20 protein-coding genes and 1 other RNA gene are annotated in these 24,052 nt (G+C 57.4%); 7 read left to right on the forward strand and 14 right to left on the reverse strand.

Features of this window, described 5'->3' with window-relative positions:
- Positions 1-8 precede the first annotated feature (8 nt).
- The gene (locus tag JMF94_RS13250; RefSeq protein ID WP_240825662.1) at positions 9-1,034 is read left to right on the forward strand and encodes a hypothetical protein; all 1,026 of its coding nucleotides are present in this window, start codon (positions 9-11) and stop codon (positions 1,032-1,034) included.
- Positions 1,035-1,229: 195 nt separating this feature from the next.
- On the opposite strand, the gene JMF94_RS13255 is transcribed toward JMF94_RS13250, so the two are convergent.
- The 14 genes from JMF94_RS13255 to JMF94_RS13320 form a co-directional block, all read right to left on the reverse strand.
- A complete protein-coding gene (locus tag JMF94_RS13255; RefSeq protein WP_240825664.1) occupies positions 1,230-3,698 on the reverse strand; it encodes a flagellar hook-basal body complex protein in 2,469 nt (822 codons plus the stop codon).
- A gap of 84 nt (positions 3,699-3,782) precedes the next feature.
- Positions 3,783-4,610 carry a flagellar hook assembly protein FlgD gene (locus tag JMF94_RS13260; RefSeq protein ID WP_240825665.1) on the reverse strand — a complete coding sequence of 276 codons (828 nt, stop codon included), beginning with the start codon at positions 4,608-4,610 and terminating at the stop codon, positions 3,783-3,785.
- A gap of 24 nt (positions 4,611-4,634) precedes the next feature.
- Positions 4,635-6,644, reverse strand: coding sequence for a flagellar hook-length control protein FliK (locus tag JMF94_RS13265; protein ID WP_240825666.1), 2,010 nt, complete (start codon positions 6,642-6,644; stop codon positions 4,635-4,637).
- Positions 6,645-6,767: 123 nt separating this feature from the next.
- Positions 6,768-8,183, reverse strand: a complete 1,416-nt coding sequence (locus JMF94_RS13270; protein ID WP_240825667.1) for a glycosyltransferase family 9 protein — start codon at positions 8,181-8,183, stop codon at positions 6,768-6,770.
- 2 nt (positions 8,184-8,185) lie between these two features.
- Positions 8,186-9,964: a glycosyltransferase gene (locus JMF94_RS13275; RefSeq protein ID WP_240825668.1), complete on the reverse strand. Its 1,779-nt coding sequence runs from the start codon at positions 9,962-9,964 to the stop codon at positions 8,186-8,188.
- Positions 9,961-11,094 (reverse strand): FapA family protein, encoded by a 1,134-nt coding sequence (locus tag JMF94_RS13280; protein ID WP_240825669.1) that lies wholly within the window; start codon positions 11,092-11,094, stop codon positions 9,961-9,963. The genes JMF94_RS13275 and JMF94_RS13280 overlap by 4 nt, the downstream gene beginning before the upstream one ends.
- Before the next feature lie 41 nt (positions 11,095-11,135).
- Positions 11,136-11,489 (reverse strand): STAS domain-containing protein, encoded by a 354-nt coding sequence (locus JMF94_RS13285; protein ID WP_240825671.1) that lies wholly within the window; start codon positions 11,487-11,489, stop codon positions 11,136-11,138.
- 33 nt (positions 11,490-11,522) lie between these two features.
- Positions 11,523-12,005: a D-aminoacyl-tRNA deacylase gene (dtd, locus tag JMF94_RS13290; protein WP_240825672.1), complete on the reverse strand. Its 483-nt coding sequence runs from the start codon at positions 12,003-12,005 to the stop codon at positions 11,523-11,525.
- Positions 12,005-13,762, reverse strand: coding sequence for a long-chain fatty acid--CoA ligase (locus JMF94_RS13295; RefSeq protein ID WP_240825674.1), 1,758 nt, complete (start codon positions 13,760-13,762; stop codon positions 12,005-12,007). The genes dtd and JMF94_RS13295 overlap by 1 nt, the downstream gene beginning before the upstream one ends.
- A gap of 48 nt (positions 13,763-13,810) precedes the next feature.
- Positions 13,811-15,022, reverse strand: coding sequence for a 2-C-methyl-D-erythritol 4-phosphate cytidylyltransferase (gene ispD / locus JMF94_RS13300; RefSeq protein ID WP_240825676.1), 1,212 nt, complete (start codon positions 15,020-15,022; stop codon positions 13,811-13,813).
- A 17-nt stretch (positions 15,023-15,039) separates the two neighbouring features.
- Positions 15,040-15,402: RNase P RNA component class A (gene rnpB, locus JMF94_RS13305), an RNA gene on the reverse strand.
- A 58-nt stretch (positions 15,403-15,460) separates the two neighbouring features.
- A complete protein-coding gene (locus JMF94_RS13310; RefSeq protein ID WP_240825678.1) occupies positions 15,461-16,237 on the reverse strand; it encodes a C4-type zinc ribbon domain-containing protein in 777 nt (258 codons plus the stop codon).
- Between the two features lie 19 nt (positions 16,238-16,256).
- Complete coding sequence (locus JMF94_RS13315; RefSeq protein ID WP_240825680.1) at positions 16,257-17,048, reverse strand: Nif3-like dinuclear metal center hexameric protein; 792 nt, start codon at positions 17,046-17,048, stop codon at positions 16,257-16,259.
- A 366-nt stretch (positions 17,049-17,414) separates the two neighbouring features.
- Entirely contained in the window at positions 17,415-18,224 is an 810-nt protein-coding gene (locus JMF94_RS13320) for a phosphoribosylformylglycinamidine synthase subunit PurQ (RefSeq protein ID WP_227118514.1), read from the reverse strand.
- Between the two features lie 274 nt (positions 18,225-18,498).
- On the opposite strand from JMF94_RS13320, the gene JMF94_RS13325 reads away from it, so the two are divergent.
- From JMF94_RS13325 to JMF94_RS13350, 6 genes are all read left to right on the forward strand, one after another.
- Positions 18,499-20,142 carry a CTP synthase gene (locus JMF94_RS13325; protein WP_192111658.1) on the forward strand — a complete coding sequence of 548 codons (1,644 nt, stop codon included), beginning with the start codon at positions 18,499-18,501 and terminating at the stop codon, positions 20,140-20,142.
- A 27-nt stretch (positions 20,143-20,169) separates the two neighbouring features.
- Positions 20,170-20,361, forward strand: coding sequence for a hypothetical protein (locus tag JMF94_RS13330; RefSeq protein WP_240825682.1), 192 nt, complete (start codon positions 20,170-20,172; stop codon positions 20,359-20,361).
- Between the two features lie 76 nt (positions 20,362-20,437).
- Complete coding sequence (rpoN, locus tag JMF94_RS13335) at positions 20,438-21,862, forward strand: RNA polymerase factor sigma-54 (RefSeq protein WP_240825684.1); 1,425 nt, start codon at positions 20,438-20,440, stop codon at positions 21,860-21,862.
- Between the two features lie 36 nt (positions 21,863-21,898).
- On the forward strand, positions 21,899-22,438 hold the full coding sequence (gene raiA / locus JMF94_RS13340; RefSeq protein WP_240825685.1) for a ribosome-associated translation inhibitor RaiA: 540 nt from the start codon (positions 21,899-21,901) through the stop codon (positions 22,436-22,438).
- 185 nt (positions 22,439-22,623) lie between these two features.
- Positions 22,624-23,574 (forward strand): RNase adapter RapZ, encoded by a 951-nt coding sequence (gene rapZ / locus JMF94_RS13345; RefSeq protein WP_240825686.1) that lies wholly within the window; start codon positions 22,624-22,626, stop codon positions 23,572-23,574.
- A 33-nt stretch (positions 23,575-23,607) separates the two neighbouring features.
- Entirely contained in the window at positions 23,608-24,051 is a 444-nt protein-coding gene (locus tag JMF94_RS13350) for a PTS sugar transporter subunit IIA (RefSeq protein WP_022657414.1), read from the forward strand.
- The last annotated feature ends 1 nt before the right edge of the window (position 24,052 follow it).

Here is a 24,052-nt window from a genome sequence, read left to right on the forward strand (position 1 = left end):
AGTCGGATATGACGGGCGCAGTGCCGCAGTTCTCGATGCAGCAGGACAGCTCTGAAAAGATAGACGTGGCGATAAACATTTTCGCCAAGCCGTATCAGACAGCGCTCTCTGTTCTGTCGCTGCTCAAGCACAGTGGCAACCATGTGGGCACTATCTGGTTGCAGTTTGAGCCTTATGGTTCGCAGTATGATATCGTCAGCCCCTATGCGCTGGTGCAGTATCTGACCAGCCAGATAGGGGAGAGGTTGCGGGTTTTTCAGCCAGACTACTGGCTTGATCTCAATGCCGCAGACCCGGCGCGCTTTGGCGATGATGCCTACCGCTACGGCATCCGCTACCAGTACGCCTTTGAGCACAGTACGAGCCGCAGGCTGTTCCTTATGCACAACGACGTGCTTGTGCTCAAGGATGTGCTTGGCTATCTGGGCGGCCTCATGGGGGATGCCGTGGCTGTGGGGCATCTTGGTCAGTGCTGGAACTGCCCGGCCAGTGTGGCGGAATTGACGCGCGAGGTCATGGGCTGTGAACCCTGCGGGCCAGTGAGGTATATGGATTTTCGGCCTGGCTACAGCCAGTTGCAGCAGCTTTATGCCCTGGCCCACCAGAGGGGCATTTTTGCGCGGCCCTATGACCGGGGCTTTGCAGGTATTTTTGATGCACAGCCCTGGCCCCTGCCGGAATGCCGCGTCAATGAATGGGCCTGCCTGCTTGATCTGGAAAAAACGCGATCCCTGTGCGTGCCGCATGGCCCGGTATTGCCCCCTGGTGCATACAGGCAATGCGGGCCGGTTTGTCTTGATATTGGCGTGGAGTGGTTCCGGGGTGTGCATGCGCGCGGCATGACCGCCCGGCACGCCGATCTTTCCCGCCACCTCAAGCATTGGGTAGGCACGGGCAAGGTAACGGCCCGGCTGTATGCTCTGGCAGAAGAAAATGCCCTCAAGATATTGCTGACCACCTTCCCCGATTACTGTGACTGGCTGCGCGCTACCATCGGCAACAAGCCGCTCGGCGTGAGCGATAGAGGCCGTTAGCTTTTCTGCATCTGTGAAATCCCTTCCCTCTCCTTTCCTGTTTTTTCAAGCTGACGGGGCAGACTTGTTTGCAACGTGAAAAGGCGTCGACCAGATGGCCGACGCCCGACACGGGAAAGAAAGGTTTGCAGCGCTATCCCCAACGCTGGGAGGGCCTTGCGGCCCCCCGGCCTTCTTTCTACTGCAATCTCTGCTTTACCGCTTCATACCGATAACGGTTTCCAGCATGTTGTCCACCGTGGTGATGGTCTTTGAGTTGGCCTGGAAGCCGCGCTGTGTAGAAATCATCTGCACAAACTCGCGCGACATGTCCACGTTGGACTGCTCAATATTGTAGGCCTTTGTGGTGCCAAAGCCGTTATCGCCCGCAACGCCAAGGTTGGCTTCGCCAGACTCATTTGTCTGCGAATAAAGGTTGCTGCCTTCGCGATACAAGCCCTGCGTACATTTGAAGTCATACAATGCAATCTGGTACAGCGGCAGGGTTTTGCTGTTGGAATACACGCCGTAAACAACGCCATTGTTGTCGATTTTTACGTTGCTCAATGTACCGGAGGAGTAACCGTCCTGCGTTCTGTTTTGCACCGTATAGGTCGTGGTGTTGCTCACGCTGGCCGAGTCTTCGCGTTCAACCGAGGTCATGGTGGGTACCATGTTGCCGTAGTTGATCACGTTTTTATAGACCGGAACGCCAGTGCTGGGCGACACGCTGGTCTGCTTGGACTCGGTGGTCAGGCTTGCCAGCGTGTTGTTGCCGGTTACCATTGTTGGAACGGGCCGGGTACCAGCATCGGGCAGAGTGTAGGTAGTAGGCGTGATAGCCTTGGCCACGTTGACCACAAAGGCATTGGTGCCGGAAAGTGTTTGCTTGACGCCGCCAGCGTCATTATAGGCGTAATTTGTGCCGTCATGGTACACCCGGCGCTTCGTTACGCCGTCCAGAAAATAGCCGTAGTACTTGGTATCCCCACTCGCTGGCGGAAATGTTGTGGCTTGATAATAGTTGCCGTAGCTGTCTGAGCCGCTGGGGTACGTGTTACCCGTGGTTTCATCCTTCGTGAGGTTGGTATATTTGCTAGTTCCTGCGGCAACATAGTACACACCATTGTCATTGCCCACGTTAAGGGCACCGAAGCCAGTTGTAAGAGTGCCGTATATGTTTGCTGGTTCAAGACCTACGGTGGGACTTTTTGTCCAGTAGTAGCCGTTGCTGTCTGCGTAGACAGCATCGGTGCCCTTGGTGCCGTATCGGGGAGGCGTCGTAAGGGTGTGGTAGCCGTACGCATCCATTCCCAGTGCAACAGAAGTATTGGCTACTGGCCACCCAACGGTGCCCATGGGCTGACCAGCGCTGTTCTTTTGAACAGTGGTGACAATAGGGTTAATCCAAGCAGGGTTGCCGACATCTTTGAGGCCAAAGTCCAGTTCTGTGATCTGCTTTTCCACCTGGCTCACAGTGGTAGTGCCCTGCGTCATGGTTTCACTGACGCTGTTGGCCAGAGGTTGCCCGGTGAAGTTGGCCGAAAAGACGGGCAGGCCATTGCTGGAGGTCTTGGTGGGCTGCCAGGAACTCTTGAGCGAGGGGTCAACCGCCACCTGATTGTTGGCAGCGGGCGTTTCCGTAGCGCCGTAGGAGTAAGCGGTCTGGTTTACCATTTTGCCGCTGGCGTCAAAAATCATGACGCCGCTCATGAGTACGCCGGCCTGCTTGTTGGTGCCCATGACGGGGTCGTTATAAAATTTGGTAGGCTCCGTTCCCCATGTGTTGGTAGTGGCGTTGTAGCCCTGGCCGCCGTAGCTACGCTGGTCTTCAGCCGGGGGAATGGTCACCATGTATTCATACATGGTGTAGCCAGCGGGCAGACCTTCAATGCTGTAGACGGTCTTGCCGTTGGTGTCCGTCTTGGAGGCGTCAACCTGGTCATAGTAGACCGTGAGGTTGTGGGTGGAGCCGCCCTCGTCATACACCTTGATGCTCGACTGCGTGGCATAGGCAGTATCTGCCATGGGCGGCGTGCTTCTGGCGTCCCACAGGTCAAAGAGTGCGGTCATGGGGCTGGTGCTGCTGGTGGTTTTGTCGCCCGTGCCGTTGTTGGTCAGGCCCATGGTAAAGCTGACGTTGGTCGTCTGCTGAGGCGGAATGTTCCAGCTATCCAGAACGATGTCCACAGGCGTGCCAGTGCCCTTGTAGGCAGAGTTGGTCGTTGCAGTGGAACCTGTGCTTGTGGCGCCGCCGTAGAAGCTCAGAGATTTGCTGTTTTCTACTTTCCAGCCTTGCAGCAGACAACCTTCAGGGTTTTGCAGCTCGCGATTGTTGTTGAAATAAAAGTCGCCAGCGCGGCTGTAGTACATCTGGTCGCTGTTCTGCTTGCGCACCTGGAAAAAACCGTTGCCGTCAATGGCAAGGTCTGTCACCGAGTTGGTGGATTCAAAAGAACCCTGCGAGTAGTCGCCAAGCACCGCGTAGGTGCTGACGCCCTGACCAATCTGGGTGGTGCCGCTTACGCTGCCGCCGTCGGTGTAGAGGTAGTCGCTGAAGTCCGCGCGCTGGCCTTTGTAAGCCAGGGTACTGACGTTGGCGATATTGTTGCCGACGATGTTCATTTTGTTCCCGTGCGCCATAAGGCCGGAAACGCTTGCCCACATGCTGGATGAGAGACTCATATCTTCCTCCGTGTCTTGGGATAGGGGGATATTTTTTCCGGGTCGTGCAGTTTGGCTGCCTGCCCGCAATGTTAACGATTCTGTTTAACCGCCAGATGATCCGGAAGAACCCGATGATCCGGAAGAACTGGAAGAACCTGATGATCCGGAAGAACTGGAAGATTCCGATGATCCGGATGAACTGGAAGATCCCGATGGAGCCGATGTCGTTGTTGGCGTGGTAACCTGCCGCACCTTTGAAAGCTCCATCAACTGGCCGCCATCAAGCCCCAGATACACAACATTCTTGTTGTTGACCACGCCCGTAACCTTTGCGTCCACCACCTGGTCGGCAATAACAGCCTCTCCAGCGGTGTTGAGCAGGGCCAGATTGACAGTGTACACGCCATCCGGGGCAACGGTTCCGCTGCCGTTTTTGCCGTTCCAGTTGAACTCGTAGGTGGTTCCGGCAGCCTTGGGATCCACAGTTTCAGTGTAGATGACGTTGTTGTCGGCATCACGCACCGTGATGGTGCCGCTGGCTACAGCATCGTTGGGCGCGTAGCGGAACTTGGTGATGGACGTTGTCTTTGTGGTCGCGTCCGTAACCTTGCCGATACTGTTGCCGGTAACGGTCACTTCCTTGCCAATGTAGGATGTGGCGTTGATCATCTGCTGGTTGTTGGTGGCAGTAGTCAGCGAATCCATGCTGGTATTCAGGTTGATGAGCTGTTCAAGACTGGAGAACTGCGCCATCTGGGAGACAAATTCCTTGTCATCCATAGGGTTCAGCGGATCCTGATACTTGAACTGCGTCACCAGAAGCAGCATAAAGGCGTTCTTGTCGAGGTTCGCGCCACCTTTCTGCTTGCCAACAACGGCATTGAACTCGTTGTTAGCCTGGGTGATTGCTGATGAAACGCTGCTGGCCATACTTCATTCTCCTCACGGCCCGGTTCAGGCAACCACGTTGAGGTTGCTGGTGGTATATCTTGCCGTGTTGCCAAGAGAATGCACAGGCTGTTCCAAAGTTGAAATATTCATATTTGAGCTGGAATTACGAACAGTTGCAAGGTTCTTCAGTCGGGAAAGTTCTTCCCTGCGGGCATCTTCTTCCTGCCGGGAATTGTGCTGGCTGAAGTCCTGCCAGGATGCGCTGTTCTGCTCCTGCCGCGTTTCCTGCCGTACTTCGAGCTTGTCCACCTTGAGGCCCTGCTGCTCAAGATTCATGCGGATTGCATCGACCTGACGGCCAATCATGTCGTTGGTTTCCGACTTTTCAGAGCGGATTACCGCGCTGACTTCGCCATTGCGAACCGAAAGGGAAACCGTGATGGATCCCAGCTCCTGCGGGTTCAGTTGCAGGTCAAGCCGGGTGCCGCCGCCCTTGACGGTTGAAAGCATGCCCTGTTCAACCTGCTGCGCCACCTGCCGCCCGATGGGGGCAACAGATGAGGGATCCTGCACGTCAGTTGTGCTTTGGGCTGTATGGGCAGCTTGCATGGCCTGCGCTGCCGCGTAGGCGGGTGTGGAGCCGCGCGCTGCAACAGCAGCGGATTGCGTGTCTACCTTACCCAGCAGATCGCCCCAGGCAGACTTGCCCTTTTGATCCTTGTCAGATTCGCCCTGCCCGGAATTGCTTTCAGTATTCTTCTGACCCTTGTCGTCCAGAGCGGTGGCCTGCTGTGTGGCAGACTGCGCGTGAATCTGATTGGCAGGAGTATTTGGGGACAATTGCGTGCCCGCCTGCGTGCCTGTCTGGGGTTCTGCCTGCACGCTTGCGCGAGAGACTGCCTGCGAACCGGACTGCTGCGCCGCCTGCGTGTTTGACTGCTGCGCGGCTGTGCTGCCGGCAGTTCTTTCTGCGGGCATGCGCTGGGTCGCTGTGGCCTTGTTCTCGGCTATGCTGCGATCATCCTCATGCTTTGCAGCGGTCGTGTCCTTGCCGATGGCTTCGCTCTGCGCAGCGATCTTGATATCGCCCGGCTCGGCCTTCTGGCCTGCTTCAAGGGTTTCACCAAGAATATTGCTGCTTTTTTTCTGAACGGTCTTGTCTATGAGAGTCTTGCTCTGTTGCACCGTGCGGTCGCGCAGCGAACTGGCCTGCTTCTCTTTTTCCGTGCGGGCCCGCGCCTTGCTGATGATTGGCTGCAACGTTGTTTTGAGAGCAGTATCAAGCGTTTTTTGCGCAGCGGCCTGTGTTGTGAAAAAGTCTGTCACCGGGGCCATGAGCGTGCCGAACTGTTCGTTCAGGCAGGTGACGGAGGCGCTGTTGCCAAAGCTGTTTGCCAGGGTTTGCAGGTTGGCAGTGCCAAGCCCAAGGCCGCGCCCGAGCGAAATGGCCTCACCCTGGCTCACTTCAAGGGTGCCCGCCGGGTCAAGCTTGTTCACAAAGGCCGAGATGGTGTTGAATGCCTGCTGTGTGTTGCCCTGCAACATCATGGCCTGAACATTGGTATCCAGAACGCCCGTTGGGTCGATCTTTTTAAGCAGCGAGGTGATGTTGGCCTTGTCCTCATCAGTGAGAACGGGGATGTCGCCGCCGCCCTTAACGCTGGCCGTTATCTGCGCGAGGGTTGCGCCGTCGGGCATTTCCGCCAGTGCTGCAAGCTTGACAAGGCTTTCAGGCGTGGCGCCAGCCTTGATGAGCTTGCTGTGCATGTCCTGCACTTCCTGCTTGGTAAAACAGACTTCGTTCAGCGTGTAGGTGACGCCGTTGCTGGTGTTGCGCGAATAAGGGCTTTGCACCTGCGCGGCGGCTCTGGCGGTGGGCGTAAAAGGAGTACTGGGCTTGGATTCTGACTTGTCCCCAAAAACATCGGCAGATGCGTCAGCCTGTTCGACAGCCTTCAGACTGGAGTTGAGGGCGTCCATAAAGGAAGACGTCCGCTCGTCATTGGGGCGGTTGTTGTTGGCGGCGTTCCAAAGCGTTTCGTTAGTGCTTACGCTTGTGGGAATAATCTGCATGGTTCACTCCTTGCGTGCTAAGCTATACAAGGAGTGTTCCAAAGTTGTTGGTGTAATTAATTCAATATGTTAATTAGCAGTAAATTGCGGGAAAAGGGCAATACTTGCCGAATCTGGAGAACTCTATGAGGCAGGATTGGCAAAAAGCGGAGCCAGGGCAGCAAGCCTGTGCACTGCTGTGTGCCAGCCCTGCTCGTTGAAGCCTTCATTCTGCAAAAACATGTGCAGGTGCCCGGTGAACAGGCGGATCATGCCTGGCTGGACGCGCCAGAAATCATCGGGCAGGGGAGTACGCTTTTTCAGATGATCGCTGCACAGGCCGCAAAGGTGGGCAAGACGGGCCGCAAGACGCTCAGCAAGCGCGGGATGTTCCGCGTGGAGGCGTGTCAGCCGTTGGCGCAGCATGGTTTGTTGGCCTGGATCATACAGAAAAAGAAAGGCTGCCTGCCATACGTCTTCAAGCTGGGGACGACAGGAATTGCCGCGTGGCTCAGGGTAAGGTTTCAAGGTGTGCAGCCCAAGAGCATCACGCCCGGTTCGGTAGAGGGTAAGGCCATTGCCTGGAGCCTTGCTGCTGGGCCTGCCAGTGGCAAGCTCCTGATGGATTTGCAGCGCAAGCTGGGCTACAGCAGCGGGCATGAAGGCTTGTTTGCAAAAAAGACGGTTGCGTCTGCACTGCCAGCAGCCTACGCAGCTCATGGCTGCGCGCAGTACCCATTGACCAGGGGCGGATGGGCCTGTTTCGCGGGCGTGTACCGGCCCCATAGAGAGATTGAGCACTGGTACGCCAAGGTAATCGGCAAGGTGCATGGGGCCAGTGTCAGGCGTTATGCACAGGTCAAGGGTGCCCATGAGGGCCGCAACTTCGCGCAGTGTAAGCTTGCCGCACAGGTTAGCCTGCGCAAGGCCGGAACGCCGCGCCACTTCATCGCCCAGTTCCTTCTCGGCCTTGCCGCCCACAAAAACCGGGGCCAGGTCTGCCGCCGCGAGGCGCATGGCAAGCCGTGCCCAGAAGGCCGCATCCGGTCTTTTTGCTGCCTCGCTGGCCCCAAGCACCAGACCAACACGGCGCGTCCCCGCTGGTTCGGGGCGCGAATGCCCTACAACGGCAAGGTTGGGAGCGGGGGAAAGGTCCAGCAGGTGCAGATCGGCCCAGTGAAAGGCATTGGCGTGGTTATTCTGCGTCAGGGCCGCGCGGTACAATTGCCAGAAGCCCTGAACGCGTAATCCATCGCTGTCGGCTACAGGCCCTAGCTTGAGGGGTGACTCAAGCCGCGCCATGAGCTGGGAGGCAATCGGATTGCTGCTCAGATTGATCGCCGCCGCGTATGTTTGGCGGGCAAGCTCTGCGCAGTGTGAAGGAGGAAAAAACACGGCATCCGGTGCCAGGGGCATGAGCTGCTGAAAAAACGCCGGTTCTGCCACAATCCACAGGGGATTGTGGGGCCAAAGCTGGCGCAGGCGGATAAGCAGGGGAAAGGTGAGAATCAGGTCACCCATGCGGTGCAGTTGCAGCACCAGAATCGGATCAGCAGCCATTATCAGCCCCGAACGGCCTGACGGGCCGCAGGTGTGCCGTAAACCTCGCGCATGCGTTCCAGCATGGTTTGCAGTCTGTGTTGCCATGTGTGGCAGGCAAGCACGCGCTGTCGGGCCGCCTGCGTAATGCGGCGGCGTTCTGATGGGTGGGCGAGGTAGTGGCGCGCCAGTTCAGGGGCTTCATCCGGCTCATGGTAGCAGACGATTTCGTGCGGCTCAAAAAGCTGCTCCATCTGTTCGCGCCAGTCGGTAAGCACAAAACTGCCTGCGGCGGGCACGTCAAATACCCTCTGGTTAACCGCGCCCTTCATCTGCTTGCTGGTGCAGTTGAAGTTGATGGCCGAGTGCCCGTAAAAGAGGGGCAGTTCCGTGTAATAGCTCAGGGCATCCAGATAGCGGGGCTGCAAGGGTTCGTGGCGAAATTCCACCTTCTGCCAGCCTGCGTCGCCCACAATAAGCGGGCGCAGGGGCAGCAGGCGCCGCACGCAGCCATTGCGGTACAAGCGGGTGGCCTGCCAGGTGACGGCGGTTTCATAGGCCAGCTTGGCTTCGTTGTCCGGCAGGGCCAGATAGTGCGCGTAAGCATCGGGCTGGCAGTCGCGCAGAAAATCAGCAACCGAGCGGTGGTGGCTGTCCATGAACTCCTGGGCCACGGCGTAAAAGGAGAGTAGCAGGGGGCGGGGAAAATGCCCGTTTTTCAGCCTGCCGCCAACCTTGTAGACCATGGAATTACCCACAAAGGAGATGTCTGCCTTCCATGCGGCTGGTGCGGATGCTCCCTTGGAGGGGTGAAAGCGATCCGGGTCTGTGCCCAGAGGCAGGTAGAACACATGCTCAAAACCCGTCGCGCGCAGGGATGAAATATTGTCAGAATCCCAGGTAAACAGGGTCGTCCAGGGGCTGACGCAACGGGAATACAGATGGATGATGAGGTGGGGATTATCCACAAACCATGAGGCCAGGGGCAACTGCAAACGGGCCAGCAGGTCCATAAGCACACCCTCAACATCCACGCCCATGTGGTTGAGCGTAATGCAGCAGTCAGGCCTGAAAGCAACCACGGCTTCCAGCAGCTGCTGCACAAAATCCGCGCGGGCCACGGCTTCATCGCCGATAACAACCAGCTTGTATTCAATACCAAGCTTGCGGCATGCGCCCTCGATTTCACCCATGAGGAAGTATTTGCTGGTCAGCAGCAGTACGCGGGGGCTTGCATCGGCAAAGCGCGGCCCTGCGGCGCGGCTCCAGAAGTCAAACCTGGCGCTGGCGAGCAGATCTTTTTGCAGCGAACCGTAATACTCGCGGTCAAGGCGCAGATAAAAGGGCAGAGCCAGAGGCAGCAGACGCAGGCCACCGTGGTGCATCTGCCAGTGGGTCAGCTCTGTAAGGGCATCCTGAGAGCACGGGCTGGTGATGAGTGTAATGCGCGCACGTTGATCAGGCGGCAGGCTTTGCAGCACGCCTGTGATGTCCTGAAGCCCGGCTTCCTTTTCCACCACGGCCACAGGCCCGTCAAGGCACTCCAACACCTGGCGCAGTGCGTGCCCAAGACCACAGCCAAGCAGAACCGGCAGGCAATCACGCTGCAATTCCTGCATCTGCCCTGTTATAACTGCGGTTTCACGCTCTGCGCCGCCGGGGCGCAGCATGTAAAAAATGCGCTCGCCCAGCCTGACTTCAATATCGTCTGGTATCCCGGATTGTTGTGCGTTCTGGCCTTGATGGAGGGAGTGATCGGAATACACCGCCACAAAATGCGGCGTTTCAGTCTGCTTCATCATTTGGGGCTCATCTGCGAGGGCTGCATGGGTTCCGCAATGATTTCGTTGTCCACCAGGCGGAACAGCGTGCACTTGTATACCTGTTCAACAACCATAAACGCCCGCCCGATGGAGATTTCCACACCGGGGTATACGGTGCCCTGGCAGAGCAGACGGCAGTTCTGCATGTAGTTTTCGTCCTGAGCCAGTCTGCTCCACAGTTCGTCGCGTCTGTTGATGAGCTGCCTGCGCTGTAGCTGCAGAGCTTGCAACTTGCGGGACGCATCGTTGGTTTCCGGCTGCAGATGCCCGGCGATGGCATTGAGGTGGGTAATGGTTTGCGACAACTGTGCGATAATTTTGTCTATTTTTTCAAGCTGGCGGATGCTCAAGGGGTCGTACCCCAAATAAACCTTGGTGCTCAGAGCCGCCTTGTTGCCAAGCTGGCCGCCAACATAAACGCTGCCGTAGGCATTGGTTGTGCCGCCGTAGAGCTTGTCGCGTACAACCATGTTGCTGCCAGCGTATACTGTGCTGTACAGGCAGGTTTTTTCAATAACCATGTTGCCGCGCGCGCGGGCGTCAACGCTTTCCAGAAAGGGGGTCATGAGCTTGTCGCCAGCATCAACCTTGCTGTGCTTGCCTGCTCCGCCCCGCACCCCGCCATCGATCATGAGATCACGGCGGGCTCGTACAACGCCGCCTTCAACCATGCCCATGATGCGTACGTTGTTGCCCTGAACGGAAAATCCGGCGCGCACGGAACCGTGCACTGCCATATCGCCCACAAAAAAGATGTTGCCGGTCTGAAAGCTCACGTCCTGGCGAACGTTGAGCAGGGTCTTTACGGTAATTTTGCCGTTAAGGTAAAAAACATAGCCCTTGGCGGCGGCAAGCAGATAGTTGGGATAGCGCGGATCTACACGGGTGTTGCCGCCCATGGGGAAGGCTTCATTTTCAAGGATGAAGCGCTGGTCAACCTTGGGTCCGGCTGCGTCCAGTGGTACAAGCTCAGCCAATACCTGTCCGGCGATAACATTCTGGACGTAGCCCAGACTGTATACGTCGGACTTTCCATTATCTCCACCCGGCTTGAGATTGAGATAATCGAAATCGGGATTGAAGTAATGCCTCAGATAGTATTGCACCATGCACCATCCGTCGGGCTGAAGGGCAAAACCCCGTGATATTGTTATTCAGCAGTATCGGGAATATAGCCTTTCAGTTCATCTTCGCTCTCGAATGTGGGGAAAAATCCCTCGATCTCAGCTTTGCGCAGCAATTCGGCCACATGTGGCGCGGGCATCAGCAGTACAAGCCTACGCCCCCGCCCCCGGCCCTTTGTGCTGGCGCTTACCAGCACTCCCAGCCCGGAAGTATCCACTTTTTCAACGTGGCTCAGATCAAGCACCACCTGACGAATATTAGGCGCCAGCAGATGCTCTTCAAGCTGTTTGCTGAACTCGGCCACATCGGGCAGCAGAAGATTGCCAGAAAAACGCAATACCGTGACGTTGGTGTGCGATTCCGCCTTCAGCTCAAACATGGCTGTATTTCCTCCGTAAGGCAACAGGTCGCTTCAACGGGAAAACAGGTTGGCAGAGTCCAGAAATATGGTCACAGGGCCCCAGTTGCACAGGCGCACATCCATGTCCGCTCCGAAGATGCCTGACGATACGCTGACGGCGCAAGTTTCGTCAACCATTTGAACGAAATCCGCAAACATGTCTTTGGCCCAGGCGGGGTCGCCTGCATCGGTAAAGGAAGGCCTGCGGCCCTTGTGGCAATCGGCGTACAGGGTGAACTGCGGCACCAATAATATCTGACCACCGATTTCATCCAATGAAAGGTGGAACTTATGGGCATTCTCTCCTGTGCCGGGAAAGATGCGCAGTCCCACAAGCTTGCGGGCCATGCCCGTAAAAGCCGGAGAGGAGCGAAATTCTGGCCCGTCCTCCTGCCCAAAGGCAACAAGGGCCATAATGCCAGTGTTGATGGCCGCCACAAGACGGCCATCAACACTTACTGAAGCTTCTTTAACTCGTTGCGCAATAATCCGCATCAGGCATGGCCTACTTGGTCATCCTCGCCGTTGGCGGCAGGAGCACTGGCAGCGGCGCGCCGATTCTTTCTGTTGGCCATCTTTTGCTCTTCTTCTTCGCGCAGAGCACGTCGCAGAACCTTGCCCACAATAGTTTTGGGCAGTTCTTCGCGAAATTCCACAAGGCGCGGCACCTTGTAGCCAGCCAGTTTCTGGCGGCACCAGGCGATGACGTCAGCCTTGGTCAGTTCTTCGTCAGGGCGGCGCACCACAAAGGCTTTGAGTATCTCGCCGCGCATCTCGTCGGTAATGCCGACAGTGACGGCTTCAAGCACCTTGGGGTGTTCCAGCAACACTTCGTCCACTTCGCGGGGGTACACGTTGTAGCCGCCCACAATGACCATGTCTTTTTTACGGTCAACTATATAAAAATAACCGTCTTCGTCCATGGTGGCAAGGTCGCCCGTATACAGCCAGCCGTTGCGCAGGGCGCTGGCGCTTTCGTCAGGCCTGCGCCAGTAGCCATGCATGACCTGCGGCCCCTGCACGATGAGTTCGCCCATTTTGCCAGGGGGCAGGGTGAGGGAGCCGCCTTCCATATCCACAATGCGGGCATCAGTGCCGGGTACGGGCATGCCGATAGAATTGGGGCGTTGCCCTTCCTGACCAAGGGGATTGCAATGGGTGATGGGCGAGGCTTCTGTAAGGCCGTAGCCCTCCAGAATGGCGGCGCCTGTGGTTTCCTGAAATTTGCGGAATATTTCGCGCGGCAGCGGCGCGGAGCCTGAAACGCAGATTTTGATGCTGCGCAGGTCAAACTCCGCCAGATTCTTCTGTTGCAGCAGCGAAATATAGACCGAGGGGGCACCGGGAAAGACCGTGGGCTTGTACTTGGCAATAAGGCGCAGCACATCCTGCGGCACATAGCGCGGCAGGGGCAGGGTGGTGGCCGCCAGGGCGATGGGAATAATCAGGCCTGTGGTGAGGCCGTACACGTGGAAGAAGGGCAGCAGGGAAATGAAGGTGTGCTTGTCCTCCGCCTTGACGTGGATGATATCCAGCACCTGACGGCAGTTGGTGCCCACGTTGCTGTGCGTCAGGGTAACGCCCTTGGGCAGACCCGTAGTGCCGCCAGTATACTGCAACATGATGGGGTCGCGCAGTGGGTCGGCAATGGGGGCGGAATAACGCTCCGCGCCCTTGAAGAAGTGCTTCCACTCATGAATGTTTTTGCCGTCGTAGGGTACGGGTTCCTTGACGCTGCGGCTCTTTTTGAGGCGGTAGAGCCAGTTGAGCGGGAAGGAAAGGGCATCCGCAGCGCCGGTAACGATGAAGTTTTTCAGGGGCAGGCGGTCGCGCAGGGCAGAAACGCGGGGCCAGAGCAGATCGAGCAGCACCATGTGCTCTGCGCCCGAATCCTGCATGTTGGCCATGATTTCCTTTTCCATATACAGGGGGTTGGTCATGACCACCACGCCCCCGGCCTTGATGATGCCCCAGAAGGCCACCACAGTCTGCGGCATGTTGGGCATCATCAGGGCAACGCGGTGTCCTGTCTTAACGCCGATGCGGCGCAGCGCCCCTGCAAAACGCTCCGCCTGCTCGCGCAACTGCTTGTAGGTGATGCGCGTATTCTGGAAAATGACGGCCAGTCGATTGGGATATTTGTCTGCGGCCTCATCCAGCAAGGCATAGAGCGGCTTGTTCCACACCTCGGAAGTGCGCGGAACGAAGGAGTCGTAGTGGGCAAACCAGGGCCTGCTGAGTTCTGTGTTCATGTCCTTCCTTATGGTGTCGAATCGTTATGGCAGGGGAGGCGGAGCTAATCAGCGCCCCCGCGCGGTCACAACTGCATATGCCTTGATGCCTTCGGAACGCCCGGTAAAGCCCAGATGTTCCTCTGTGGTAGCCTTGAGGTTCACGCAGGATGCGGGCAACCCCATGAGCCGAGCGACGTTCTTTCTGATTTCTTCACGGTAGGGCGCGAGTTTGGGAGCCTGCGCCACAATGGTCATATCCACGTGACAGGGCGTGCAGCCCGCCTCGCGCACCATGTCCAGGACCTGATGCAGCAGAATGGCGGATGAAATGCCGTCAAAACGGGGATCCTTGTCTGAAAAGTGCTGACCAATGTCGCCAAGGCAGGCGCAGCCGAGCAGAGCGTCGGACAGGGCATGCAGAAGCACATCGCCGTCAGAGTGGGCCAGGACTTCGGGCGCGTTGGGAATGCTCACGCCGCCAAGGCGCATGGGGCGGCCCTGACCGTAGCGGTGAACATCGTAGCCCATGCCCGTGCGGATGGAAGGAAGGAGATTTTCGTCTTGCAGCAGGTCAAGATCTTCAGGGCGGGTAATCTTCACGTTGGCAGCCTCGCCTTGTATGACGCGCACTTCAAGGCCAAGCGCCTCCAGAAGCGATGCATCGTCGGTTACGGCAAGCCCCGCCTCAACCGCGTGGGCGTGGGCAGAGAGCAGCGCTTCAAGCTGAAAGCCCTGCGGGGTCTGCACAGCCGCGAGCCCATCGCGCGGCAGGGTGGCCGTCACTCGGCCATTTTCCACCGTCTTGATGGTGTCGGTCACTGATATGGCGGGGATAACGCCAGCAGCACCCTCAGCAAGCGCCTCGCACACGCGGCGCACAAGCGCCGGGGAAAGAAAGGGACGGGCTGCATCGTGCACCAGCACGCTGGCGGGGCGCAGGGGCAGGGCAGCCAGGCCAAGGCGTACGGAATCCTGGCGCAAAGGCCCGCCGCAGGCCGTAACCCAAGGCAGCCCGAGATCATCGCGCCTGTGCAGGTCGGACAAAAGTTCGCTGGCTTCGGCAAGCTGGCTGGGTGGAAAAACAAAGACAATTCCGGCCACACAGGCGCTGCGGCTCATGGCGCGGGCGGCATGCCAGAAAAGCGGCGCGCCCTGCCAGGACAAAAACTGTTTTGCCGTGCCGCCAGTGGCATCGGCCATGCGCGTACCCTGCCCGGCAGCCAAAATGAGCGCCCAGGGCTTTGCTGCAACAGATAATGTGCCGGAACTTTCTGACATTACATACCTTGTTAACAAGTGGGAGTCGGACGATAAGCCGGGTTCTGTCATGCGGTTGCCCGCACCAGACCGTCATTCCTCTAGGGGCGCAGTTACCTGCGCCCTCAAGCAACCTACCCGGAAGGCAATGGTCGGGCCGACCACCTTCCCTATTTGGTCTTGCTCCAAACGGGGTATGCCTAGCATGCCGCGTCACCACGGCATCTGGTGGGCTCTTACCCCACCGTTTCACCCTTACCCCGCCGCGAGGCGGGGCGGTTTGCTTTCTGTGGCGCTGTCCGAGGGTCGCCCCTCCTGGGTGTTACCCAGCGTTCTGCCCTGTGGAGCCCGGACTTTCCTCTCCGGGCCTTGCGGCCCGCAGCGACGGTCTGTCCGACTCCCACTTGTTGATCTTGTTTCCGGCGCGGTTTGCGGTACAGGCCGCGCCGGAAGTGATTCTTAGTCGGTAAGGGTCACCGGCTTCTGGGCGCACTGCGGGGCGTCTTCAATAGAGAAGTGCTCGCACCAGAAAATGAGGCGCTGGCAGTTGGGGCAGCTCAGAATCTGCTGACCGCGCTGCAATTCAATGAAAGACTGCGGCGGCACGGCAATGTGGCAGCCGGAGCAGATGCCTTCTTTCACGGCAACAATGACGGGGTGCTCAAGACGCCTGCGGATGAATTCATAGCGCATGAACACGGGCTGGGGAATATTCTTGCTGGCTGAGGTGCGCTTTTCGTTCAGGCCTTCAAGGGCGGTGTTGCCCTTTTGCAGCTTTTCTTCAAGGCCGTCGCGCTTTACTTCAAGCTCGGCCTTGATGGCGGTGTAGGTCAGGTCGATTTCGGCCAGCGCATCGTTCTGGTATTGCAGTTCCTCAAGAAGGGTCATTTTTTCTTCTTCACGGGAACGGTTGACCTTTTCCATGCTGTCCATTTCGCGCATCATGGCGTGGTATTCACGCTGATTGCCCACTGCCATGAGCTTGTTCTTGCTCTTTTTGATGCGCGCGGAGTCGTCATCAATCTCGAGCGAGAGGCGCTTTTGCTGATCCTGAAGGTGCGAAAGCTTGTCCAGAATGTAGTTGCGCTGGGTTTCGATGGCGGCAAAGCGCTGCTCAAGGGAATCAAGCTCGCTCGGGGCGCTGCTCAGGTCCTGCTTGACGGCGTGGATGGCGTCATCGACCTTCTGCAACTCAACAAGCTGCTTGATCTGGTCAAAATATACGGCATTGCTCATGAGAGTCCTCCTGATAAAATCATGACAGGGCAACAGGGCGGAAGGGCGAGGCGGAAGGCACAAAAAACACTTCCGTCTCTGGCAGGCGCTGTTGCAGCAACCGGCTCATGCGCAGCATCATTTCTTCCTCAAGGCTGTGGTGACCCACATCCAGAAGGCAGATTTCAGCGGCAAGCGCCGTGTGGTATTTGACATCACCGGTTATGAAAAGCTGCGCATGGGCAGCTTGCGCCGCGCCGAGCAGCGATGAACCCGAACCCGTGCAGTAGGCCACGCGGGTAATTGTTTGCGGCTCCGGCCCGCTCACTGTGGCTGTGGCAAGGGGGGCGTTGCGTGCAACGATGCCTGCAATCTGCGCCACTGTCATGGCCTTGGGCAGATCGCCCGCAAGGCCGAAGCCCAGAGGCAGATCATTGCCCACTGCCGGGGCCACAGGCTCCAGCACTGCAAGATTGCGCAGCTCAAGCGCACGGGCCAGCCAGCCCGCCGGGCCGTAAGCGTTGACATCCAGCGAGGTATGGGCCGCATACAGCGGCACATCGGCCTGGAACAGCAGGCGCAGCACCTCGTGGTAGTCGTCAAGCCTGTTGGGCAGCACGGCCTTGAGCAGCAGCGGGTGATGGCTGAGCACAAATTGCGCGCCCTTTTCCAGCGCTGCACGCACGGATGCGGGCGTTGGGTCGAGGCAGACGGCAAGCCTGGCAACATCCTGCCTGTGCGACGCCACCTGTTGGCCCGAAACGTCCCAGCCAGCGGCAGCGGCCAGAGGTGCAATTTCTTCTATCGCCTTAATAATTTCAATAGGTTGCATAGATATCACCCACCATAAAAAAAGGCACTTTCTTGCTGGTGCAGAGAAAGCGCCTCGTTGAATACGGCGTAAAAAAATGTGCAACGTGTTGTGGCAATGTTGTTTCGCACCTTGTCTGACGCGTGCGCGCAGGAAAATCCAAAGGGGGTTCAGCTCTTCGGAATCAGCGAATCTATCGAAGGCCTTGTGCTTTGTCAATAAACATTGCGCAGGAGCTGCTTGCAGCAAGGCCGCGCCGTGTCGCAAAATGTATACGGAAAGGGGAGGCTTCGTAAAGCCTCCCCCAAATAATCATGGCGACAACGTGAGTCGGACTGTGCAGAGCATTATATAGTGTCAGTCTGCATCAGGCACAGCTGAATCTCTCTATTGACCGCGCAGGTAGCGCACGGCATTCACAAAAATGAGCGTACCGGGGGCATCCAGCTCGCCGCGCGTCCAGCCGGGGTGGTTGGTCACGTGGTGGAAAGCCTCGGGGTGGGGCATAAGGCCCAGCACCCGGCCCGTGGGGTCGGTCAGACCCGCAATGGCAAGGGTGGAGCCGTTGGGGTTGAGCGGATATTCCTGTGTGGGCTTGCCCGTAGCAGGGTCGGCGTATTGCAGGGCGATGAGGTTTTCTTCCTCCAGGCGGCGCAGGCAGTCCGCATCGCGGGCAACGAGCTTGCCTTCGCCGTGGCGCACGGGCATGGAGAGCAGGGGCAGGTTTTTGGTAAACACGCAGGGGCTTGCCGCATTGGGCAGCAGATGCACCCAGCGGTCTTCAAAGCGGGCGGAATCGTTGTTGCCCAGTGAAACCTGGCGCTCAAAGCGCTGACCGCCAAGGGCAGGCAGCACTCCCAGTTTGACCAGCAGCTGGAAACCGTTGCAGATGCCCAAAATCAGCTTGCCCTCATCCAAAAACTCGCGCAAGCTCTGCAACAGGGCCGCGCCCGCGTCGTCCTTGAGGTAACGCCAGCGCATGGCCGCAGCCTGAGCCGCGCCGAGATCGTCGCCATCCAGAAACCCGCCGGGGAAAATCAAAAAGTGATAGTCGGCAAGGCGAACCTTGGCCGCCACCAGATCGGAAAAATGCACCACATCGGCCTTGTCGGCACCGGCCAGACGGGCCGTGTGGGCTGTTTCCATGTGCGAATTTGTACCGTAGCCGGTGATGACCAGTGTGTTGACCGTACCCATGCGGGGGAAGCCTCCTTGGCTTTGCAACGCGGATAATTCCGGCCATGCCTTGCGGTGTGCGCCGGACGTGCTTTTGCCTTGGAAACCTTGGCTGACCCGCGCCGGGCATAACAGATGACCGGCGCGCGGGCCGCTTGTGGTGGGCACGCACGCTGAAAAGGGAATAACACATTACTTAGCTTGTTTTACTTAGTCAATGCTAGCCAAAAAATTCAATTTGGGTTAAGACTGTTTGGTTGAACTATTCAACATACCCAAGTACAGGTGGAAGTGCATGAAAACTAAATACATTTTTGTGACGGGCGGCGTTCTGTCGTCGTTAGGCAAGGGCCTCGCAGCTGCGTCTTTGGGCGCGCTGCTGCAAACGCGCGGGCTTACGGTAACCATCCAGAAGCTTGATCCTTACATCAATGTTGACCCCGGCACCATGAACCCGTTCCAGCACGGCGAGGTATTTGTTACCGATGACGGCGCGGAAACGGATCTGGATCTCGGGCACTACGAACGTTACCTTAACGTGCCCATGTCGCGGAAGAACAACACCACTTCCGGCGCTATTTACAACCACGTTATCGCCAAGGAACGTCACGGCGATTACCTGGGCGCCACGGTGCAGGTGATCCCGCACATTACTGATGAAATCAAGAGCGTGGTGCTCTCCCTTTCCGAAGGCGAAGATGCGCCTGATGTCGCCATTATCGAAATCGGCGGCACTGTGGGCGACATTGAAGGCCTGCCCTTTCTTGAGGCCATCCGCCAGTTGCGTTCCGACCTTGGACGCGACAACTGCCTGAACATCCACCTTACGCTGGTGCCTTACCTTCGCAGCGCTGGCGAGCACAAAACCAAGCCCACCCAGCACAGCGTCAAGGAACTGCTTTCCATCGGCATTCAGCCCGACATTATTCTGTGCCGCTGCGAGCAGAGCATCCCCGAAGAACTGCGCCGCAAGATCGCCCTGTTCTGCAATGTGGATCAGGACGCCGTGTTCTCTTCGGTGGACGTGAACAATATTTATGAAGTGCCGCTCAAGTTCTATGAAGAAGGCTTTGACCAGAAGGTAGCCATCATGCTGCGCCTGCCCGCGCGCAATGCCCACCTTGAAGCCTGGGAAAAGCTCGTGAGCGACTGCGCCAACCCCAAGGGCAAGGTCACCATTGCCATTGTGGGCAAGTACGTTGACCTCAAGGAAGCCTACAAGAGCCTGCACGAAGCCCTCATTCACGGCGGCGTTGCCAACCGCGTTGAAGTGGAGCTGCGCTACGTCAATTCCGAGAATGTGGACGAAAGCAACTGTGCGGAATCCTTCAAGGGCTGTCATGGTATTCTTGTGCCCGGCGGCTTTGGATATCGCGGCGTGGAAGGCAAGATTGCCGCCATCCGTTATGCGCGTGAAAACAACATTCCCTTCTTTGGCATCTGCCTTGGCATGCAGTGCGCGGTTATCGAATTTGCCCGCCACGTGGCAAACCTTGATGACGCCAATTCGGAAGAATTCAACCCGCTTTCTGATCACAAGGTCATCTACCTTATGACCGAGTGGTTCGACTTCCGCACCAAGAACGTTGAAAAACGCGACGCGGGCAGCGACAAGGGCGGCACCATGCGCCTTGGCTCCTACCCCTGCAAGGTGCAGCCCGATACCAAGGCCTTTGTGGCCTACAAGAAGGGCATGGTTGATGAACGTCACCGCCATCGCTACGAATTCAACAATGCCTTCAAGGAAATGCTGGGCGAAAAGGGCATGGTTTTCAGCGGCACCGCCCCTGACGATTCGCTTGTGGAAATCATTGAGCTGAAGAACCACCCCTGGTTCCTTGGCTGCCAGTTCCATCCCGAATTCAAGTCCCGGCCCATGAACGCGCATCCGCTGTTCCGCGAATTTATCGGAGCGGCGAAAAAGTTCGCCAAGGTGTAATTAGCGGCGCTAACGCAGCGAGGCTTTTTGATTTTCACCAAGCTTGGGTATCGCAAAATCGCGCAAAAAGGGGAGGGCATTGCCTTCCCCTTTTTTGGTGCGCAGATTATTTTCAACGGCGCAAATGCTGCGCCAAATCTGGATTTTTGGCGCTGGCAGCCTTTGCTGCTGGTTGGCGATACCGCGAACCTGATCTTGCAACTGTTAGCTATTGCATAATTTTTGCAGATGTGGCACAGTACTTGTAAACAGATAAGTCTATAGTCCTATGGCTAGTTAAGGCAAAAGAGCACACATGGCACTGGAACTACGGCAGCAACTTAAGCTGTCACAGCAACTGGTAATGACCCCGCAATTGCAGCAGGCAATCAAGCTGTTGCAACTCTCACGCGTGGAACTTCTGGAAACTGTGCAGCAGGAACTGCTTGAAAACCCCTTTCTCGAAGAATCTTCACTTACGGACGATGCCTCCCAGGAGCAGCACGAGGAAAGCCGCGAAGCCCCAAAGGAGGAAGTGTACGACAGGGAACTGGCCAAGGACGCCGACTGGGAAGATTACCTCGGTGAGTTTGCCAGCACCCCCCGCCTTTCGCAGTCGCGCGAGTTTGAACTTGCCGAAGAAATTTCGCCTCTCGAAGCCCGATATGCGGCCAAGCCCACCCTTGAGGGGCATCTTTTCTGGCAGTTGCGCCTTTCGTCGCTGACAGAAGAGCAGAAGGCCATTGGCGAGGTCATTATCGGCAACCTCTCCTCCGCCGGGTACCTGCAAGCCAGCATTGAAGAAGTGGCCGAAATGGCCCAGGTCGCGCCCGAGGCAGTGCTGCCCGTGCTTGAGAGGGTGCAGCTTTTTGATCCCATCGGCGTTGCCGCGCGCGATGCGCGCGAATGCCTGATGGTGCAGATCAAGAGCCTCAATTACGCCCGCGACCCAATCCTCGTGGAGCTGGTAGAATCGCACCTCGAAGACCTCGAGGCCAAGCGCTACAAGCCCCTGCTGCGCAAGTTCAAGCTCGATATGGAAGAGCTCAAGGAGTATCTGGATATCATCCAGAGCCTTGACCCATTGCCCGGCGCAAGTTTTGGCGGCGGCGAGCCAACCTACGTAAGCCCCGATGCCTATTTGTACAAGATGGGCGATGAATTTGTGATTTTGCTCAATGATGACGGCCTGCCCCAGTTGCAGCTTTCGGCCATGAGCCAGATGAACATTGGCGGCTCTGAGAAGGAAAAGGACTACTGCGCAGAAAAGATCCGCTCCGCCTCATGGCTTATCAAGAGCCTGTATCAGCGCCAGCGCACGCTTTATAAGGTTATGGAAAGCATTGTGCGCCACCAGCAGCCATTTTTTGAAGACGGCGTGACCAAGCTCGCGCCGCTCATTCTCAAGGATATTGCTGACGACATCAGCATGCACGAATCAACGGTGAGCCGCATTACCACCAACAAGTATGTGGCAACGCCCCACGGCATCTTTGAATTGAAGTTTTTCTTTAACAGCGGCCTTGAACTCGATGACGGAAGCCAGGTAGGCTCAGAAAGCGTCAAGGCTCTGATCAAGAAATTCATCTCTGAGGAAGATACCCGATCCCCCCTCAGCGATGAGCGTATCGGCGAAATGCTCAAGGAGCGTCTCAAGGTCAATATTGCGCGGCGCACGGTGGCAAAATACCGCACGGCGCTTGATATTCCATCTTCGTCAAGGCGCAAGGAGCATTTCTGATTCCCCGTCGAGTGGCTCAATACTTAGGAGGAACTTATGAACATCTCATTTGCTTTCAAGAACTTTGAAGCCTCCGAACATCTGAAGAAGTATGCCCGTCGCCGCATGGAAAAGCTGGGACGGTTTTTTGGCAAGGCCTCTGGCCTTGAAGTTGTCGTTGTGCTGACAGTCGACAAGTTCCGTCATCGCTGCGAAGTGACCGTTACGGGCGAAGGCCTGCACATCAACGCCACGGAGCAGACTTCGGACATGTACGCCGCCATTGACCTTGTGACAGACAAGGTTGAATCGCAGATCAAGCGCCAGGTGGCCCGCGTAAAGGCCCAGCGGCGGCACGCCCGCAATACGGATGTGGACGTGTTTACCTACAACCTCGATGCCGAAGCCGACGTGCAGCAGCCCGTTGACGGCACCGACCGCCTCGCCACCAAGCCCCTGCATCTGGATGAAGCGCTCATGCAGCTTGATTCCATCGGCAGCGAGTTTCTGGTGTTCTTTAATGCAGAAAACAACCGCATCAATGTGGTATACCGCACCAAGGTGAACGGCTATGCCCTCATTGACCCCGTGTTGTAATCGTTCATAATGAGGGGGCGGGCTGGCAACGGCTCGCCCCCGTCTCAGGCGCACCCCCTGCCGGTTGCCGCGCAATGGCCCTCACCTGGGCTTGAGCGCGGCGCGGATTTGGCAACGTCCGTCAGAAGCCTGTGGCGTACAACCCCGGCTGCAAACGGCGATCTGACCCCGAAGAGGCGAATGTCATGAAGGATTCCGCGCAGATACCCGCCACAGATTCCACCCTTGCCGCAAAGCCTGATGCCGACGCGCCCGTTCCCGGCGTGGATGTGCAGGTGTGCATTGTCACGGGCCTTTCCGGCGCTGGCAAAAGCACAGCGCTCAAGGTTTTTGAAGACATGGGCCATTTTGTGGTCGATGGGCTGCCCGTGAGCCTTGTCATGGAAATGGTGGACATGATGTCGCGCCCCTCCATGAGCCACTTCAAGGGTATTGCTCTGGGTATGGATCTGCGCCAGAGCAATTTTGTGGAAGATATCAACGATTGCCTGAGCATGCTCGCGGGCAAAAACATCCGCCCCATGCTGCTTTTTCTTGAGGCCAACAATCAGGAACTCATTCGCCGCTATGCCTCGACCCGCCGCCCGCATCCGCTGGAGCGCGAGGGCATGGGCCTTGAGGCGGCGCTGCTGGCAGAGCGCAGCAGCCTGCGCCCCCTGCGTGAAATGGCTGATCTGGTCATCGACACCTCGCGTTTCTCCATCCACGACCTGCGGCGCGCCATTCAGAAGCGCTGGAGCGGCAACAAGGGCAAGCTGCGGGCCATCAGGGTCAACGTGATTTCTTTCGGTTTCAAATATGGTGTGCCGCGTGAGGCTGATCTGGTTTTTGACCTGCGTTTTCTGGCAAATCCCTATTTTGTGGAAGAGCTGCGGCCCATGAGCGGCAAGGACAAACCCGTTGCCGACTATGTGTTCAATTCGCCCCATGCCCGCGAATATCGCGACAAGCTGGTTGATCTGCTGTTTTTTATGCTGCCGCTCATGGAGGCCGAAGGCCGCTACCGCATAACCGTGGCCGTGGGCTGTACCGGCGGCCGCCACCGCTCTGTGGCAATGGCCGAAGAAATTTTACAGGCGCTGCGGCAGGCTGATTATCCGGCTTTTCTGGAGCATCGGCACCTTGAACTTGGCTAAAAAAGCTGGCACGTTCTGTTGCGTGAGGTTGTCATGACGGACGAAAACAAGAAGACTCAGGTTGGAATCATTCTGGTTTCGCATGCCGACTATGGTTCGGCCATGCTGCGCACCGCCGAATTCATACTCGGGCAGCAGAGCGATTGCAGCTCCATCAGTGTTGACGTGGCGCACGAGGTTTCCGAAACCGTTCGCCGCCTTACGGACGCAACCCAGCGGCTCGACAAGGGCGCGGGCGTCATTATTCTTACCGATATGTTTGGCGGCACGCCCACCAATCTTGCGCTTTCGCTGCTGGCAACCCACAAGGTCGAGGTTGTTACCGGCGTGAACCTGCCCATGCTGCTCAAGGTGTTTACCTCGCGCGACAAGGAGCTTGAAGAAGTGGCCCGCATCGCTGGCGAGGCAGGCGCAAAAGGTATTGTGGTTGCGGGCAGCATGCTGCGCAACAAAGCCCGTGATAAAGCCGATAGCTAGT

It is taken from the genome of Desulfovibrio sp. UIB00, from assembly GCF_022508225.1.
Taxonomy (GTDB): Bacteria; Desulfobacterota; Desulfovibrionia; order Desulfovibrionales; family Desulfovibrionaceae; genus Desulfovibrio.

Excerpts from the sequence above, each read along its gene's own strand:
- JMF94_RS13250 (WP_240825662.1), top strand. The coding sequence starts at position 9 with ATGACGGGCGCAGTGCCGCAGTTCTCGATGCAGCAGGACAGCTCTGAA.
- JMF94_RS13255 (WP_240825664.1), bottom strand. The coding sequence starts at position 3,698 with ATGAGTCTCTCATCCAGCATGTGGGCAAGCGTTTCCGGCCTTATGGCG.
- JMF94_RS13260 (WP_240825665.1), bottom strand. The coding sequence starts at position 4,610 with ATGGCCAGCAGCGTTTCATCAGCAATCACCCAGGCTAACAACGAGTTC.
- JMF94_RS13265 (WP_240825666.1), bottom strand. The coding sequence starts at position 6,644 with ATGCAGATTATTCCCACAAGCGTAAGCACTAACGAAACGCTTTGGAAC.
- JMF94_RS13270 (WP_240825667.1), bottom strand. The coding sequence starts at position 8,183 with ATGGCTGCTGATCCGATTCTGGTGCTGCAACTGCACCGCATGGGTGAC.
- JMF94_RS13275 (WP_240825668.1), bottom strand. The coding sequence starts at position 9,964 with ATGATGAAGCAGACTGAAACGCCGCATTTTGTGGCGGTGTATTCCGAT.
- JMF94_RS13280 (WP_240825669.1), bottom strand. The coding sequence starts at position 11,094 with ATGGTGCAATACTATCTGAGGCATTACTTCAATCCCGATTTCGATTAT.
- JMF94_RS13285 (WP_240825671.1), bottom strand. The coding sequence starts at position 11,489 with ATGTTTGAGCTGAAGGCGGAATCGCACACCAACGTCACGGTATTGCGT.
- dtd (WP_240825672.1), bottom strand. The coding sequence starts at position 12,005 with ATGCGGATTATTGCGCAACGAGTTAAAGAAGCTTCAGTAAGTGTTGAT.
- JMF94_RS13295 (WP_240825674.1), bottom strand. The coding sequence starts at position 13,762 with ATGAACACAGAACTCAGCAGGCCCTGGTTTGCCCACTACGACTCCTTC.
- ispD (WP_240825676.1), bottom strand. The coding sequence starts at position 15,022 with ATGTCAGAAAGTTCCGGCACATTATCTGTTGCAGCAAAGCCCTGGGCG.
- JMF94_RS13310 (WP_240825678.1), bottom strand. The coding sequence starts at position 16,237 with ATGAGCAATGCCGTATATTTTGACCAGATCAAGCAGCTTGTTGAGTTG.
- JMF94_RS13315 (WP_240825680.1), bottom strand. The coding sequence starts at position 17,048 with ATGCAACCTATTGAAATTATTAAGGCGATAGAAGAAATTGCACCTCTG.
- JMF94_RS13320 (WP_227118514.1), bottom strand. The coding sequence starts at position 18,224 with ATGGGTACGGTCAACACACTGGTCATCACCGGCTACGGTACAAATTCG.
- JMF94_RS13325 (WP_192111658.1), top strand. The coding sequence starts at position 18,499 with ATGAAAACTAAATACATTTTTGTGACGGGCGGCGTTCTGTCGTCGTTA.
- rpoN (WP_240825684.1), top strand. The coding sequence starts at position 20,438 with ATGGCACTGGAACTACGGCAGCAACTTAAGCTGTCACAGCAACTGGTA.
- raiA (WP_240825685.1), top strand. The coding sequence starts at position 21,899 with ATGAACATCTCATTTGCTTTCAAGAACTTTGAAGCCTCCGAACATCTG.
- rapZ (WP_240825686.1), top strand. The coding sequence starts at position 22,624 with ATGAAGGATTCCGCGCAGATACCCGCCACAGATTCCACCCTTGCCGCA.
- JMF94_RS13350 (WP_022657414.1), top strand. The coding sequence starts at position 23,608 with ATGACGGACGAAAACAAGAAGACTCAGGTTGGAATCATTCTGGTTTCG.